Origin of the sequence: Pseudomonas sp. NY15463 (assembly GCF_048068415.1) — a bacterium.
GTDB lineage: Bacteria > Pseudomonadota > Gammaproteobacteria > Pseudomonadales > Pseudomonadaceae > Aquipseudomonas > Aquipseudomonas mosselii_C.
Genome location: NZ_JBLUQD010000006.1, coordinates 161277 through 176847 on the forward strand (window position 1 = coordinate 161277; position 15571 = coordinate 176847).

General features: G+C 61.0%; 17 protein-coding genes. 12 read left to right on the forward strand and 5 right to left on the reverse strand.

Features of this window, described 5'->3' with window-relative positions; translation table 11 throughout:
- Positions 1-14: 14 nt before the first annotated feature.
- Positions 15-1916: a sulfate adenylyltransferase subunit CysN gene (gene cysN, locus ACNFIC_RS16620; protein WP_416781461.1), complete on the forward strand. Its 1902-nt coding sequence runs from the start codon at positions 15-17 to the stop codon at positions 1914-1916.
- A gap of 155 nt (positions 1917-2071) precedes the next feature.
- Here the strand turns inward: cysN and ACNFIC_RS16625 are convergent, their stop codons facing one another.
- Positions 2072-2551, reverse strand: coding sequence for an Lrp/AsnC family transcriptional regulator (locus ACNFIC_RS16625; RefSeq protein WP_138219885.1), 480 nt, complete (start codon positions 2549-2551; stop codon positions 2072-2074).
- A gap of 127 nt (positions 2552-2678) precedes the next feature.
- On the opposite strand from ACNFIC_RS16625, the gene ACNFIC_RS16630 reads away from it, so the two are divergent.
- Positions 2679-3869 carry a methionine gamma-lyase gene (locus ACNFIC_RS16630; RefSeq protein ID WP_416781462.1) on the forward strand — a complete coding sequence of 397 codons (1191 nt, stop codon included), beginning with the start codon at positions 2679-2681 and terminating at the stop codon, positions 3867-3869.
- A 76-nt stretch (positions 3870-3945) separates the two neighbouring features.
- Here ACNFIC_RS16630 and ACNFIC_RS16635 read toward each other — a convergent pair whose 3' ends face one another.
- A complete protein-coding gene (locus ACNFIC_RS16635; RefSeq protein ID WP_138219887.1) occupies positions 3946-4383 on the reverse strand; it encodes a YhcB family protein in 438 nt (145 codons plus the stop codon).
- A gap of 135 nt (positions 4384-4518) precedes the next feature.
- Here ACNFIC_RS16635 and ACNFIC_RS16640 point away from each other — a divergent pair, with 135 nt between their 5' ends.
- The 3 genes from ACNFIC_RS16640 (at position 4519) to zapE (ending at position 7794) form a co-directional block, all read left to right on the forward strand.
- Positions 4519-5154 (forward strand): alpha/beta hydrolase, encoded by a 636-nt coding sequence (locus ACNFIC_RS16640; RefSeq protein ID WP_138219888.1) that lies wholly within the window; start codon positions 4519-4521, stop codon positions 5152-5154.
- A 24-nt stretch (positions 5155-5178) separates the two neighbouring features.
- Complete coding sequence (locus ACNFIC_RS16645; protein ID WP_138219889.1) at positions 5179-6528, forward strand: tryptophan--tRNA ligase; 1350 nt, start codon at positions 5179-5181, stop codon at positions 6526-6528.
- A 171-nt stretch (positions 6529-6699) separates the two neighbouring features.
- Positions 6700-7794 (forward strand): cell division protein ZapE, encoded by a 1095-nt coding sequence (gene zapE, locus ACNFIC_RS16650; RefSeq protein WP_138219890.1) that lies wholly within the window; start codon positions 6700-6702, stop codon positions 7792-7794.
- Positions 7795-7934: 140 nt separating this feature from the next.
- Here the strand turns inward: zapE and ACNFIC_RS16655 are convergent, their stop codons facing one another.
- Positions 7935-8831 carry a GlxA family transcriptional regulator gene (locus ACNFIC_RS16655; protein WP_171030958.1) on the reverse strand — a complete coding sequence of 299 codons (897 nt, stop codon included), beginning with the start codon at positions 8829-8831 and terminating at the stop codon, positions 7935-7937.
- A gap of 259 nt (positions 8832-9090) precedes the next feature.
- Complete coding sequence (locus tag ACNFIC_RS16660) at positions 9091-10131, reverse strand: NADP(H)-dependent aldo-keto reductase (protein WP_416781463.1); 1041 nt, start codon at positions 10129-10131, stop codon at positions 9091-9093.
- 261 nt (positions 10132-10392) lie between these two features.
- On the opposite strand from ACNFIC_RS16660, the gene rplM reads away from it, so the two are divergent.
- The 7 genes from rplM (at position 10393) to ACNFIC_RS16695 (ending at position 15245) form a co-directional block, all read left to right on the forward strand.
- Positions 10393-10821: a 50S ribosomal protein L13 gene (rplM, locus tag ACNFIC_RS16665; protein ID WP_138219892.1), complete on the forward strand. Its 429-nt coding sequence runs from the start codon at positions 10393-10395 to the stop codon at positions 10819-10821.
- 14 nt (positions 10822-10835) lie between these two features.
- Positions 10836-11228 (forward strand): 30S ribosomal protein S9, encoded by a 393-nt coding sequence (gene rpsI / locus ACNFIC_RS16670; RefSeq protein WP_003260797.1) that lies wholly within the window; start codon positions 10836-10838, stop codon positions 11226-11228.
- A gap of 262 nt (positions 11229-11490) precedes the next feature.
- On the forward strand, positions 11491-12084 hold the full coding sequence (petA, locus tag ACNFIC_RS16675; protein ID WP_138219893.1) for a ubiquinol-cytochrome c reductase iron-sulfur subunit: 594 nt from the start codon (positions 11491-11493) through the stop codon (positions 12082-12084).
- On the forward strand, positions 12084-13295 hold the full coding sequence (locus ACNFIC_RS16680; RefSeq protein ID WP_138220045.1) for a cytochrome b: 1212 nt from the start codon (positions 12084-12086) through the stop codon (positions 13293-13295). Before petA ends, ACNFIC_RS16680 begins: the two co-directional genes overlap by 1 nt.
- The gene (locus ACNFIC_RS16685) at positions 13295-14074 is read left to right on the forward strand and encodes a cytochrome c1 (protein ID WP_416781464.1); all 780 of its coding nucleotides are present in this window, start codon (positions 13295-13297) and stop codon (positions 14072-14074) included. Before ACNFIC_RS16680 ends, ACNFIC_RS16685 begins: the two co-directional genes overlap by 1 nt.
- A gap of 119 nt (positions 14075-14193) precedes the next feature.
- Positions 14194-14817, forward strand: coding sequence for a glutathione S-transferase N-terminal domain-containing protein (locus ACNFIC_RS16690; RefSeq protein ID WP_416781465.1), 624 nt, complete (start codon positions 14194-14196; stop codon positions 14815-14817).
- 11 nt (positions 14818-14828) lie between these two features.
- Positions 14829-15245: a ClpXP protease specificity-enhancing factor gene (locus ACNFIC_RS16695; RefSeq protein ID WP_416781466.1), complete on the forward strand. Its 417-nt coding sequence runs from the start codon at positions 14829-14831 to the stop codon at positions 15243-15245.
- 50 nt (positions 15246-15295) lie between these two features.
- Here ACNFIC_RS16695 and ACNFIC_RS16700 read toward each other — a convergent pair whose 3' ends face one another.
- Positions 15296-15511, reverse strand: a complete 216-nt coding sequence (locus ACNFIC_RS16700; protein WP_138219897.1) for a YgdI/YgdR family lipoprotein — start codon at positions 15509-15511, stop codon at positions 15296-15298.
- Positions 15512-15571: the final 60 nt, after the last annotated feature.

Here is a 15571-nt window from a genome sequence, read left to right on the forward strand (position 1 = left end):
TTCAGGGTTACTCCATGTCGCACCAATCCGATTTGATCAGCGAAGACATCCTCGCTTATCTGGCTCAGCACGAGCGTAAAGAACTGCTGCGTTTCCTCACCTGCGGCAACGTGGATGACGGCAAGAGCACCCTGATCGGGCGCCTGCTGCATGACTCCAAGATGATCTACGAGGACCACCTCGAGGCCATCACCCGCGACTCCAAGAAATCCGGCACCACGGGCGAGGAAGTCGACCTGGCCTTGCTGGTGGACGGCCTGCAGGCCGAGCGCGAGCAGGGCATCACCATCGATGTCGCGTACCGCTACTTCTCCACCGCCAAACGCAAGTTCATCATCGCCGATACCCCGGGCCACGAGCAGTACACCCGCAACATGGCCACCGGTGCGTCCACCTGTGACCTGGCGATCATCCTGGTCGATGCCCGCTACGGCGTGCAGACCCAGACCCGCCGCCACAGCTACATCGCGTCCCTGCTGGGCATCAAGCACATCGTCGTGGCCATCAACAAGATGGACCTGAAGAACTTCGACGAGCAGGTGTTCGAGTCCATCAAGGCCGACTACCTGAAGTTCGCCGAGGGCATCAACCTCAAGCCTTCGAGCCTGCACTTCGTACCGATGTCGGCGCTCAAGGGCGACAACGTGGTCAACCGCAGCGAGCGTTCGCCGTGGTACACCGGGCCGGCGCTGATGGAAATCCTCGAGACCGTCGAGATCGCCGCCGACCGCAACGTTACCGACCTGCGTTTCCCGGTGCAGTACGTCAACCGCCCGAACCTGAACTTCCGTGGCTTCGCCGGTACCATCGCCGGTGGCGTGGTGCACAAGGGCGATGAAATCGTCGTGCTGCCGTCGGGCAAGAGCAGCCGGGTCAAGTCGATCGTCACCTACGAAGGCGAGCTGGAGAACGCAGGCCCAGGCCAGGCGGTCACCCTCACCATGGAAGACGAGATCGACATCTCCCGTGGCGACCTGCTGGTGCATGCCGACAACGTGCCGCAGGTGGCCGACCAGTTCGACGCCATGCTGGTGTGGATGGCCGAGGAGCCGATGCTCCCAGGCAAGAAGTACGACATCAAGCGCGCTACCAGCTATGTACCAGGCTCGATCGCCAGCATCACCCACAAGGTCGATGTGAACACCCTGGAGCAGGGCGCTGCCAGTGCCCTGCAATTGAACGAGATTGGCCGGGTGAAGGTTTCGCTGGACAGCGCCATCGCCCTGGACGGCTACGAGAGCAACCGCACCACGGGCGCGTTCATCGTCATCGACCGTCTGACCAACGGCACCGTTGGCGCCGGCATGATCATCGCGCCTGCGGTACTGCCGCACGGTAGCAGTGGTCAGCACGGCAAACTGGCCCACGTTTCCACCGAAGAGCGCGCCCTGCGTTTCGGCCAGCAGCCAGCCACTGTGCTGTTCAGCGGCCTGTCCGGCGCGGGCAAGAGCACCTTGGCTTACGCCGTGGAGCGCAAGCTGTTCGACATGGGGCGTGCGGTCTACGTGCTCGATGGCCAGAACCTGCGCCACGACCTGAACAAAGGCCTGGCGCAGGATCGCGCGGGCCGCACCGAGAACTGGCGCCGCGCCGCGCATGTGGCGCGCCAGTTCAACGAAGCCGGCCTGCTGACCCTGGCCGCGTTCGTCGCCCCGGATGCCGAAGGCCGCGAGCAGGCCAAGGCGCTGATCGGTAAGGAGCGTCTGGTGACCGTTTACGTCCAGGCTTCCCCGCTGGTCTGCCGCGAGCGTGATCCGCAAGGTCTGTACGCTGCCGGTGGCGACAACATCCCAGGCGAAAGTTTCCCGTTCGACGTGCCGCTGGATGCGGACCTGGTGATCGACACCCAGTCGGTCAGCGTTGATGAAGGCGTGAAGCTGGTGCTGGATGTGCTGCGTCAGCGTGGCGCGATCTAACCGCTAGGGTCGTAATGAAAACCCCGCTTCGGCGGGGTTTTTGTTTTGTGTCCACTCCCAGTGTAGGGAGGCTCCGGTCTTGTGCAATGCCTTACCTGGGCGCAACGTTGCGTGTCGGATACCGGGTGATGGATCAGGTCCGAAGCATCGGTTTCTCAAATATGCTTTTCCGATACCGGAATCACCCGCCGCTCCTTCACTGCCTTGTACGAAAAACTCGAATAGATCTCCTTCACCCCCGGCAGTCGCTGCAGCACCTCCCGGGTGAATTCGCCAAACGACTCCAGATCCCGCGCCAGGATCTCCAGCAGGAAGTCATAGCGGCCTGAAATGTTGTGGCAGGCCACGATTTCGGGAATTTCCATGAGCCGCTGCTCGAACGCCAGGGCCATGTCCTTGGTGTGCGACTCCATCATGATGCTGACGAACGCCGTGATGCCGAAGCCCAGCGACTTGGGCGAGAGCACGGCTTGGTAGCCGGTGATGTAGCCGTTGTCCTCCAGCAGCTTGACCCGCCGCCAGCACGGCGATGTGGTCAGGGCGACCTGGTCGGCGAGTTCGGCGATGGTCAGGCGCGCGTTGTCTTGCAGGGCAGCGAGCAAAGCGCGGTCGGTACGGTCGAGGGTCGAAGGCATGTCTTGCCCTCCAGTCGGGTTTTTTATTGTTTTGATTGCCGAGCAGCCGCGATTCACGGGGCAAAATTGGAAAAATCGCGGCGGGTTAGTGGCATAAGCTTATAACAAACCCTCAGAGGCTGTTGGCATGGACGACTCCCACTCCACTGGTTTTTCCACGCGGGCCATCCACCACGGCTACGACCCGCTTTCGCACGGCGGTGCTCTGGTGCCGCCGGTGTACCAGACCGCGACTTATGCCTTTCCCAGTGTCGAGTACGGCGCGGCGTGCTTTGCTGGTGAAGAGGGTGGGCATTTCTACAGCCGCATCTCCAACCCCACCTTGGCCCTGCTGGAGCAGCGCATGGCCTCGCTCGAAGGCGGGGAGGCTGCCCTGGCCCTGGCTTCGGGGATGGGCGCGATCACCGCGACCCTGTGGACCTTGCTGCGTCCCGGGGATGAGTTGATCGTCGGGCGTACACTGTATGGCTGCACCTTCGCATTCATGCACCACGGTATCGGCGCGTTCGGCGTGACGATCCGGCATGTCGACTTGAACGATGTACAGGCACTCAAGGCAGCCATTACCCCTAAAACACGGGTGATCTACTTCGAAACGCCAGCCAACCCCAACATGCAGCTGGTGGATATCGCTGCCGTGGCCGAGGCGGTGCATGGTTGTGATCTGACCCTGGTGGTCGACAATACCTACTGCACGCCTTACCTGCAGCGGCCGCTGGAGCTTGGGGCAGACTTGGTGGTGCATTCGGCGACCAAGTACCTGTCTGGCCACGGTGATATCACCGCAGGGCTGGTGGTCGGGCGCAAGGCGTTGATCGACCGGATCCGCCTGGAGGGGCTCAAGGACATGACCGGCGCGGTGCTGTCGCCGCACGATGCGTCGCTGTTGATGCGCGGTATCAAGACCCTCGCCCTGCGCATGGATCGCCACTGCGAGAATGCCGAGCAGATGGCTGATTACCTGGCACGCCAAGCGCAGGTCGAGCTGATTCGCTATCCAGGCCTGCCGTCTTTCCCCCAGCATGCGCTGGCCCAGCGGCAGATGCGTCTGCCAGGCGGGATGATCGCGTTCGAGCTCAAGGGTGGCATTGCGGCGGGGCGGCGCTTCATGAATGCGCTGCAACTGTTCAGTCGGGCGGTGAGCCTGGGTGATGCCGAGTCGCTGGCACAGCATCCGGCGAGCATGACCCACTCCAGTTACACGCCCGATCAGCGGGCTGAGCACGGGATTTCGGAGGGGCTGGTGCGCTTGTCCGTGGGGTTGGAGGATATCGAGGACTTGCTGGCGGATGTGGGGCAGGCGCTGAAGGTGTGTTGAGCGGTGTTGTGCGGGTTGATCGTGAATTTGACCCATGAAAAAGGCCGCTTGCGCGGCCTTTTGGTCTATCGCTGCATCAACGCTTGAGGCCGTAGCTCTCGTCGAGCATGCCCGGCGAGTTTGGCACCTTAGGTGCGTAGTCGCGCGGCACTTCGGCAGTGTCCTTCGGCGGCGTCAGGCGGTCGCGCTGACCCTGGGCGGCTTCGGAATGCAAGGAGGCCAGCAGGCGCTGACGAGTCAGTTCGTCCAGGGCCAGGCGGTTTGCACCATCGGCCAGATGATCCTGAACGTCCTGATAGCTTTGGGTCAGTTTGCGCACCAGCGAGGCAGTGCTGTTGAAGTGGGTGACCACTTCGTTCTGATACGTGTCGAAACGCTGCTGGATGTCATCCAGCTGGCGCTGTGTATTGCTGGGGGCCGCATTGGGCAGCAGGCGGGCCAGCGCGAAACCAACGACGACACCGACGACCAGTGCCAGGGTCGGCAGCAACCAAACAAGGAGCGAGTGTTCCACGAGTCCTTCCTCTATAAACGGCTTTGCTTTACGTTAACGGCTCAGACCTGCGCTGTATACCGCGAGCGATCGCAAATCAGAACAGAATTCCTCAGCTAGACGAGTCGACCCTTCCCGAGGTCACGGAGTAGTGCCTTGCTTATCCGCGAAACACCCTTGTTCATCGATGGCCCGAGCGGCCCGCTGGAAGCCTTGTACCTGGACGTGGCCGACGCCCGTGGCGCGGTGCTGATCTGCCATCCCAACCCGGTCCAGGGCGGCACCATGCTCAACAAGGTAGTCTCGACCCTGCAACGCACCGCCCGCGATGCTGGCTACGTGACGCTACGCTTCAATTATCGCGGTGTTGGCCAGAGCGCTGGCAGCCACGACATGGGCGCCGGTGAAGTGGCCGACGCCCAAGCGGCTGCGGCTTGGCTGCGTGAGCAGCATCCGCAGTTGCCACTGGTGCTGATGGGCTTCTCGTTCGGTGGTTTCGTCGCCGCGAGCCTGGCCGGCCAGTTGGAGGCCGAGGGTGTCGCGCTACAGCAGTTGTTCATGATCGCGCCGGCGGTGATGCGCCTGACCGAGCAGTTCCCGCTGCCTGAGGGCGTGACCCTGACCGTGGTTCAGCCTGACACCGACGAGGTCGTCGATCCACAGCTGGTATACGATTGGTCTGACGCCCTGTCGCGCCCCCACGAGCTGCTGAAAGTGGCAGAATGCGGACACTTCTTCCATGGCAAGCTGACCGATCTGAAGGATCTGCTGCTGCCGCGCCTTTCGAATTGAGCCAAGCCTGAATAAGCGAACACCATGACCACGCGCATCCTCACCGGTATCACCACCACCGGCACTCCGCACCTGGGCAACTACGCCGGGGCCATCCGTCCGGCGATTCTCGCCAGCCAGCAGCCCGGTGCCGACTCGTTCTACTTCCTGGCCGACTACCATGCGCTGATCAAGTGCGACGACCCGCTGCGGATCCAGCGGTCGCGTCTGGAAATCGCCGCTACCTGGCTGGCTGGCGGCCTGGATCCTGACAAGGTCACGTTCTACCGCCAGTCCGACATCCCGGAAATCCCCGAGCTTACCTGGCTGCTGACCTGCGTCGCCGCCAAGGGCTTGCTCAACCGCGCCCACGCCTACAAGGCGTCGGTGGACAAGAACGTCGAGGCCGGTGAAGACCCGGATGCGGGCGTGACCATGGGCCTGTTCAGCTACCCGGTGCTGATGGCCGCCGATATCCTGATGTTCAACGCCAACAAGGTGCCGGTGGGCCGCGACCAGATCCAGCACGTGGAAATGGCCCGCGACATCGGCCAGCGCTTCAACCACTTGTTCGGCCAGGGCAAGGACTTCTTCGCCCTGCCAGAGGCGGTGATCGAGGAGAGCGTGGCGACGCTGCCGGGCCTGGACGGTCGCAAGATGTCCAAGAGCTATGACAACACGATCCCGTTGTTCACCAGCGCCAAGGACATGAAGGACGCCATCTCGCGCATCGTCACCGATTCGCGTGCCCCGGGTGAGGCGAAAGATCCAGATAACGCCCACCTGTTCACCCTGTTCCAAGCCTTCTCCACCCCGGCGCAGTGCGCGGAGTTCCGCGAAGAGCTGTTGCAAGGCTTGGGCTGGGGTGAAGCCAAGCAGCGCCTGTTCCAACTGCTCGATGGGCAGCTCGCCGAAAAACGCGAGCACTACCATCAGTTGATTGCCCGCCCGTCGGATCTGGAAGACATCCTCCTGGCCGGTGCCGCCAAGGCGCGCAAGACCGCTACCCCGTTCCTCGAGCAACTGCGTGAAGCGGTGGGCCTGCGCTCGTTCCGCAGTAGCGTGCAGGCCAATGCTGAGGTGAAGAAGAAGGCTGCCAAGAGCGCCCGTTTCGTGAGCTTCCGCGATGACGACGGCAGCTTCCGCTTCCGCCTGCTGGCCGCCGACGGCGAACAGTTGCTGCTGTCGCGCAGTTTTGCCGACGGCAAGAGCGCAGGTGCGGTGAGCAAGCAATTGCAGCAGGGCGGTGAGGTCGATGTGCGCGTCGACGGCCTGGGCTTCAGCCTGTGGCTGGGCGGCGAGCAAGTGGCCGAGGGGCCGCAGTTCGCCAGCAGCGATGCGCGTGATGCGGCGGTGCAGAGCCTGCGCGACGCGCTGCAGCCGGCCCAGGAGTGACGCATCTGCGGTAGGTGCTGGGGCCGCTTTGCGGCCCTTTCGCGGCACGAGGCCGCTCCTGCAGGGCAGGCGTATTGCGGGCGATGAGTCAAATGGCCGCATGTATCATTGCTATAAGGCGGGCCGGTCGCTACAGTGACGGCCCGTTTTTTGTTGCCTCGCTAACGAATCATGACTCCCTTAGAACGCTATCAAGCAGATCTGAAACGTCCCGACTTTTTCCATGACGCGGCGCAGGAAACTGCGGTGCGTCACTTGCAGCGCCTGTACGACGACCTGGTCGCGGCGCAGAACAACAAGCCGGGCGTGTTCGGCAAGCTGTTCGGCAAGAAAGAGCAGGTCCCGGTCAAGGGCTTGTACTTCTGGGGTGGGGTAGGGCGAGGCAAGACCTACCTAGTCGATACCTTCTTCGAAGCGCTGCCGTTCAAAGAGAAGATGCGTACGCACTTCCACCGCTTCATGAAGCGTGTGCACGAAGAGATGAAGACCCTCAAGGGCGAGAAGAATCCTTTGACCCTCATCGCCAAGCGCTTCTCCCAGGAAGCCAAGGTGATCTGTTTCGATGAGTTCTTCGTCTCGGACATCACCGATGCGATGATCCTCGGTACGTTGATGGAAGAGCTGTTCAAGAACGGCGTATCGCTGGTGGCTACTTCCAACATCGTGCCGGATGGCCTGTACAAGGATGGCCTGCAGCGTGCGCGCTTCCTGCCAGCGATCGCGATGATCAAGCAGTACACCGATGTGGTGAACGTGGACAGTGGCGTGGATTACCGTCTGCGCCACTTGGAGCAGGCTGAGCTGTTCCATTTCCCGCTCGACGATGCCGCGCACCAGAGCTTGCGCGCGAGCTTCAAGGCGTTGACGCCGGAGTGCACCCAGGCGGTCGAGAACGACGTGCTGATGATCGAAAACCGCCCGATCCAAGCCCTGCGCACATGCGACGACGTGGCCTGGTTCGACTTCCGTGCCCTGTGCGATGGGCCGCGTAGCCAGAACGACTACATCGAGCTGGGTAAGATTTTCCATGCTGTGTTGTTGAGCAACGTGGAACAGATGGGCGTAGCCACCGATGATATCGCGCGCCGCTTCATCAACATGGTCGACGAGTTCTATGACCGCAACGTCAAGCTGATCATCTCGGCCGAGGTGGAGTTGAAGGACCTGTATACCGGTGGGCGCCTGAGCTTCGAGTTCCAGCGCACGCTGAGCCGCTTGTTGGAGATGCAGTCCCACGAGTTCCTGGCGCGGGCGCACAAGCCCTGAGGGCGGCTCGAAGCTGCAAGCTCGAAGCTACAAGCTACAAGCTACAAGCTGCAAGCTACAAGAAAAAGCCAGAGCAGACCGCGATCTGCTCTGGCTTTTCGCTTTTTCTTGCAGCTCACAACTTGCAGCTTCAGGAGGCCCTAGGCCTCCTGCATGAACTGCTGCCGATATTGGTTCGGCGACAGCTCCGTATGCTGACGGAACAAGCGGGCGAAGAAACTCGCGTCGTCGTAGCCCACCTCATAGCTGATCGTCTTGATGCTCTTGCGCGTGCTCGACAGCAGGCCCTTGGCTGTCTCGATCCGCAGCCGTTGCAGGTAGTGCAGCGGCTTGTCGCCGGTGGCACTCTGGAAGCGGCGCATGAAGTTGCGAATGCTCATGCCGTGGTTGCGCGCCACGTCCTCGAAACGGAACTTGTCGGCGAAATGCTCTTCGAGCCAATGCTGGATCTGCAGGATGATCAGGTCCTGGTGCAGCTTTTGCCCGCCAAAACCCATGCGCCCCGGCGTATAGCTGCGCTGCACCTCGTAGAGGATATCGCGGGCCACGGCACGGGCCACGTTGGCGCCACAGAAGCGCTCGATCAAATAGATATACAGGTCGCACGCTGAGGTGGTTCCACCGGCGCAGTACAGGTTGTCGGCGTCGGTCAGGTGCTTGTCCTGATTCAGCCGGACCTTGGGAAAGCGCTCCTGGAAACTGGCGAAGAAGCGCCAGTAGGTGGTCGCTTCCTTGCCATCGAGCAGACCGGACTCAGCCAGCCAGAACACCCCGCTGGCCTCGGCGCACAGCACAGCGCCACGCGCGTGCTGGGCGCGCAGCCAAGGCAGCACCTGCGGGTAGCGTTGCAGCAGGTTGTCGAAGTCGTCCCAGAACGCCGGGAGAATGATCACATCGGCATCGTCCAGGCCACCGTCCACCGGTAACTGCACACGACTGAAACTGTCCACCGGCAGGCCGTCCGGGCTCACCAGGCCGATTTCGAACATCGGTTGCAGGCCCAGGCCCAGTTGCTTGCTGTAGCGCAGGCTGGCCAGGTGGAAGAAGTCCTTGGCCTGCATCAGTGTCGAAGCGAACACGTTATCAATGGCCAGGATGCTGACGCGCCGCAGCGACGCGGGGGGTTGGGTAAACATCATTGTCATTGTTCTTATAAGGGATAGTGGTCAAACACCGGCTGGATCGTCTTATGTTTTGGCGCGAGCTGCAAGCTTCAAGCGGTAAGCGAGAAGAAAAAAGCTGGCCTTGGTACGACCGCTCTGTCTTGGCACTTGCAGCTTGAAGCTTGGCCTGCCTTCAGGGCGCCGGATTCGGTTGCGCCTGATGAATCGCCTCGATCGCCGCCAGTAGCTCGTCGCTGAGGTTCAGCGGTTGGCTGTCGAGGTTGCTTTGCAGCTGCGCAAGCGTGGTGGCGCCAATGATGTTGCTGGTCACGAACGGCTGGCGAGTGACGAAGGCCAGGGCCATCTGTGCCGGGTCCAGGCCATGCTCGCGGGCCACCTGCACGTAGCGGCTGCACGCCGCCACCGTTTGCGGGTTGGAGTAGCGGGCGAAGCGGCTGAACAGGGTCAGTCGTGCGTTCTCTGGGCGGGCACCATCTTCGTACTTGCCCGAGAGCATGCCGAACGCCAGCGGCGAGTAGGCCAGCAATCCGCATTGTTCGCGGATCGCGACCTCCGCCAGGCCTACTTCGAAGCTCCGGTTGAGCAGGTTGTAGGGGTTCTGGATCGACACCGCCCTTGGCCAGCCGCGCGCCTCGGCCAGTTGCAGGAACTTCATCGTGCCCCAGGGCGTTTCGTTGGACAGGCCGATGTGACGGATCTTGCCGGCACGGACCTGTTCGTCGAGCACCTCGAGGGTTTCTTCCAGGGGGGTGAACAGGTCGTTGGACAGGTGCTGGTAGCCGAGCTTGCCGAAGAAATTGGTGCTGCGTTCGGGCCAGTGCAACTGGTACAGGTCGATGCGGTCGGTCTGCAGGCGCTCGAGGCTTGCGTCGAGCGCTGCGACGATGTGCTGGCGGTTGTGCTTGAGCTGGCCGTCGCGGATGTGGCTGATGCCGTTGCCAGGGCCAGCGACTTTGCTGGCTAGGATCCAGTCGTCACGGTCGCGGTTGGCGGCGAACCAGTTGCCTATGATGCGCTCGGTGGCGGCGTAGGTCTCCGGGCGCGGCGGCACCGGGTACATTTCGGCGGTGTCGATGAAATTGATGCCGTGGCCCTTGGCCAGGGCGATTTGCTCGAAAGCCTCTGCTTGAGTGTTCTGCTCGCCCCAGGTCATGGTGCCGAGGCACAGGGCGCTGACGTTGAGGTCGGTACGGCCGAGCTTGCGGGTTTGCATCGGGGAGGACTCTCCTTGGCAAAGATGCCCATAAAAGCAGGTTGATATTTTTCGTGCAATCTGGATAATTCTGCAGCTCTTCGCGTGGCGGAAGTGATGCACCACCACGAATGAGGAAACCTTTGTCGAACACTGGACGCTCCGACCCGAGCCCCCAACTTGCGTCCGTGTGAGGCTGCGCGCCCGCCCTTGGCAAGCTGTGCACTATCCAGTAAGATTCGCCGTCTATTTTTCGCTGGGCGGCCTCTGAGGCTTTAGAGAATGAAAACTTTTACTGCTAAACCAGAAACAGTAAAGCGCGACTGGTACGTAGTCGACGCCGCTGGTCAGACCCTGGGTCGTCTGGCTACCGAAATCGCTCTGCGTCTGCGCGGCAAGCACAAAGCAGAATACACCCCTCACGTTGACACCGGCGACTACATCGTCGTTATCAACGCCGAGCAGGTTCGTGTAACTGGTGCAAAGTCCTCGGACAAAATGTACTACTCCCACTCCGGCTTCCCGGGCGGTATCAAGGAAATCAGCTTCGAGAAGCTGATCGCCAAGGCCCCTGAGCGTGTCATCGAAACCGCGGTCAAAGGCATGCTGCCGAAGAACCCGCTGGGTCGCGACATGTACCGCAAGCTGAAAGTGTACGCGGGTGCAGCTCACCCACACACTGCTCAGCAGCCTCAAGAACTGAAGATCTAACGGGATAGTTCATTATGTCGGCGACTCAAAACTACGGCACTGGCCGTCGCAAGACCGCAACCGCACGCGTTTTCCTGCGTCCGGGCACCGGTAACATCTCCATCAACAACCGTTCTCTGGACGTGTTCTTCGGCCGCGAAACTGCTCGCATGGTTGTTCGCCAGCCGCTGGAACTGACCGAGACCGTTGAGAAGTTCGACATCTACGTCACCGTTTCCGGTGGTGGTGTTAGCGGTCAAGCTGGTGCGATCCGTCACGGTATCACCCGCGCTCTGATGGAATACGACGAAACCCTGCGTGGCGCTCTGCGTCGTGCTGGTTACGTCACCCGCGACGCTCGTGAAGTCGAGCGTAAGAAAGTGGGTCTGCGTAAAGCGCGTAAGCGTCCTCAGTACTCCAAGCGTTAATACCGCTTCGGCAGTCAAAAAAAGCCCGGTTCCTTGGAACCGGGCTTTTTTTATGGCTTCGACTAACCTGTCAGCATGTCCGTGACACGTTGCCACATAGACGCAGATCAAGCAAAGCGAGGGTTGTAGCTCGTCTGGCGGGTAATCACCTTGTCAGTGTGTGGTTTTGTTTCTTACCATGGCGGCCAATTTTTAGTGCCACAGACGTACCTAAAGAGATGCCTGTTTCAACAGGCCAAGCAAGCTGATGGGAGAGGACTGAATGAGCAATGACGGCGTCAACGCAGGCCGGCGCCGCTTCCTCGTAGCCGCGACATCCGTGGTCGGGGCGGCGGGGGCAGTGGGGGCAGCGGTACCGTTCGTGGGGTCATGGTTTCCCAGTGCCAAGGCCAAGGCGGCCGGTGCACCGGTGAAGGTCAACATTGCCAAGGTCGAAGCGGGACAACAGATGGTCGCCGAATGGCGTGGCCAGCCTGTATTCATCGTGCGGCGAACGCAGGAGATCCTCGGGAATCTCAAGAAGATCGAGGGCGATCTTTCCGATCCACAGTCCAAGGCCTCGGTGCAACCGGCCTATGTCGATCCCGAAGTGCGTTCGATCAAACCCGAGATCCTCATCCTCGTCGGCCTGTGCACCCACCTGGGCTGCTCGCCCACCTTCCGTCCTGAAGTCGCTCCGGCCGACCTTGGCCCGAAATGGGTCGGGGGCTACTTCTGCCCTTGCCATGGCTCGCACTACGACTTGGCCGGGCGCGTCTACAAGTCCCAGCCGGCACCGCTGAACCTGCCTGTGCCGCCGCACTCGTACGAGTCGGACGATGTCATCGTCATCGGCGTCGACCAGGAGAAAGCATGATGAGCAAGTTCATGGAGTGGATCGATGCGCGCTTCCCCGCCACCAAGATGTGGGAAGACCACCTGAGTAAGTACTACGCGCCCAAGAACTTCAACTTCCTGTACTTCTTTGGCTCTCTGGCGCTTCTGGTGCTGGTCAATCAGATCGTCACCGGTGTGTGGCTGACCATGAGTTTCACCCCTTCGGCCGAAGAGGCGTTCGCCTCGGTCGAGTACATCATGCGTGACGTTGAATACGGCTGGATCTTGCGTTACCTGCACTCCACTGGTGCTTCGGCGTTCTTCATCGTGGTCTATCTGCACATGTTCCGTGGGCTGCTGTACGGCTCCTACCAGAAGCCCCGTGAGTTGGTGTGGCTGTTCGGCATGCTGATCTACCTGGCGCTGATGGCCGAGGCGTTCATGGGTTACCTGCTGCCGTGGGGCCAGATGTCGTACTGGGGAGCCCAGGTGATCATCTCGCTGTTCGGTGCGATTCCGGTGATTGGCGGTGACCTCACCCAATGGATTCGCGGTGACTACCTGATCTCGGGGATCACCTTGAACCGCTTCTTCGCCTTGCACGTGGTCGCCCTGCCCATCGTGATCCTTGGCCTGGTGGTCCTGCACATCCTGGCGCTGCATGAAGTGGGGTCGAACAACCCCGATGGTGTCGACATCAAGAAGAAAAAGGACGAAAACGGCATTCCGCTCGACGGTATTCCGTTCCATCCGTACTACACCGTAAAAGACATCGTGGGTGTGGTGGTGTTCCTCTTCGTGTTCTGTGCCGTGGTGTTCTTCTTCCCGGAAATGGGGGGTTATTTCCTGGAAAAACCGAACTTCGAGCAGGCCAACGCCTTCAAGACGCCTGAGCACATCGCGCCGGTCTGGTACTTCACACCGTTCTACGCGATCTTGCGTGCAGTGCCTGACAAGCTGTTCGGCGTGATCGCAATGGGTGCAGCCATCGCCGTACTGTTCGTGTTGCCCTGGCTCGACCGTAGCCCCGTGCGCTCCATGCGCTACAAGGGCTGGCTGAGCAAGGTCTGGCTGTTGGTGTTCTGCGTGGCCTTCGTCATCCTGGGCATTTTGGGGGTACTGGCGCCGACGCCTGGGCGTACCTTGCTGTCGCAGGTGTGCACGGTGCTGTACTTCGCCTACTTCCTGCTGATGCCGTTCTACACAAGGCTTGAGAAGACCAAACCGGTTCCGGAAAGGGTGACTGGCTGATGAAAAAGTTGATTGCAGTACTGTTGCTGGCACTGATGCCTGGCCTTTCCTTCGCTGCCGAGCAAGGCCTGGAGCTGGACAAGGTCGATATCGACCTGACTGACAAAGCCGCCCTGCAAGACGGTGCGCGCACCTTCGCCAACTATTGCATGGGCTGCCACAGCGCCAAGTTTCAGCGTTACGAGCGGGTCGCCGATGACCTCGGCATTCCGCATGAACTGATGCTGGAGAAGCTGGTGTTCACCGGCGCCAAGATCGGCGATCACATGCAGATTGGCATGCAGCCCAACGATGCCAAGACCTGGTTCGGCGCGGCGCCGCCGGATCTGACGCTGGTTGCCCGGGTGCGTGGCAATGACTGGCTGTACAGCTATCTGCGCAGTTTCTACGAGGACAAGTCGCGTCCCTGGGGGGTGAACAACAAGGTATTCCCGAACGTGGGCATGCCGAACGTGTTGGTTGGGCTGCAGGGTAACCAGGTGATCGGTTGCAAGCAGGTGCAGACGGTGATCGATGGCAAGAAGCAGTTCGATCCGCTGACGGGGAGCCCGCTGACCCATGAAGCGTGCGACCAGCTGACCGTGGAAGAGAAATCCGGTACCCTGACCACCGAGCAGTTCGACGAGAAGGTCAAGAACCTGGTGACCTTCCTGGCCTATTCGGCCAACCCGGTCAAACTGGAAAGTCAGCGCATCGGCACCTATGTCTTGCTGTTCCTGGCTTTCTTCTTCGTGTTCGCCTACTTGCTCAAGCGCGAATACTGGAAGGACGTGCACTGATCACGCAGTAGTTTCTGGTAGTTGAACGCGCCCGGCTTCCCCCAAGCAGCATTGCTAGGGGAAGCCGGGCGCGTTTTCATTTAGAGTTTTACAAAGCATCCCGTGCGAGGAGGCGCTACATGGGCGCAACCAACAGGTTAGCCTGCTATTCCGATCCCGCTGATCACTACTCCCACCGGGTACGCCTGGTGCTCGCCGAGAAGGGCGTGGCAGTACAGATCATCGATGTCGACGCCAATCGTCTGCCGCCCAAACTGGTGGAAGTGAACCCCTACGGCAGTGTGCCGACACTGGTCGACCGTGACCTGGCGCTGTACGAGTCGACCGTGGTGATGGAGTACCTCGAAGAACGCTACCCACATCCGCCCCTGATGCCGGTGTACCCGGTGGCGCGGGGTAACACTCGCCTGCTGATTCACCGTATCCAGCGTGACTGGTGCAGGCTGGTCGATACCCTGCTCGATGCGCGCAGCAGCGAAGCGGCGCGCGTCCAGGTGCGCAAGGAGCTGCGCGAAAGCCTGACCGGCGTGGCGCCATTGTTTGGCGAGATGGCGTGTTTCATGAGCGAGGAGCAAAGCCTGGTCGATTGCTGTCTACTGCCCATCCTCTGGCGATTGCCGCTGATGGGGATCGAATTGCCGCGGCAGGCCAAGCCGCTGCTGGATTACATGGAGCGACAGTTCGCCCGCGAGCCTTTCCAGGCGAGCCTGTCCGCTACAGAACGCGAAATGCGCAAGGTATAGAGGACCCGTTGATGAACTCCAGTCGCCCCTATCTGGTTCGAGCACTGCACGAGTGGATCGTCGACAACGATTGCACGCCGCATATGCTGGTCAATGCCGATTTTCCGGCAGTCCAGGTGCCCCAAGGTTTCGCCAGTGATGGTCAGATCGTCCTGAACATCTCCCCTAGCGCCGTGCGCAGCTTGCACATGGACAATGACGCCGTGAGTTTCGAGGGGCGTTTTGGTGGGGTTTCCCACTCGCTCTTCGTGCCTGTCGGCGCGATCATGGGCATCTATGCTCGGGAGAACGGTCAGGGCATGGTCTTCGAACTTGAGCCTGCCGATGATGAAGGCGATCTGCCAGACGATGATGTGCAGCCAGGTGACGATGTTCCGCCAGAGCCGCCGCGCCCAAGTGGCCGACCCAGCCTGAAGGTGGTCAAGTAACAAAAAAGGCGATCCAGTTGGATCGCCTTTTTTGTGTCTGCCGTTTGGGCTTACAGGTCCTTGATGCTCTGCACCTGGTCCTTGTTGACGCGGTTCAGCTTGCCGTCGAGTTGCTTGAACTCGTAAAAGCCCGAATGGCGGTCGAACTCGGGGGTGTCGGTGGTCTGCAGTTCGCGGCCATCGTTGAGGGTGATGATGCTCGGGGTGGAGCAGCCGGCCAGGGTGGCGAATGCGCCGATCAGCAGGGCAGGCAGGAGCTTGTTCATGGTGGGTATCCTGGGGTTTCAAGGTGTGTTTCGGGATCAGTGCGGGTGGGCCCGCCCTTG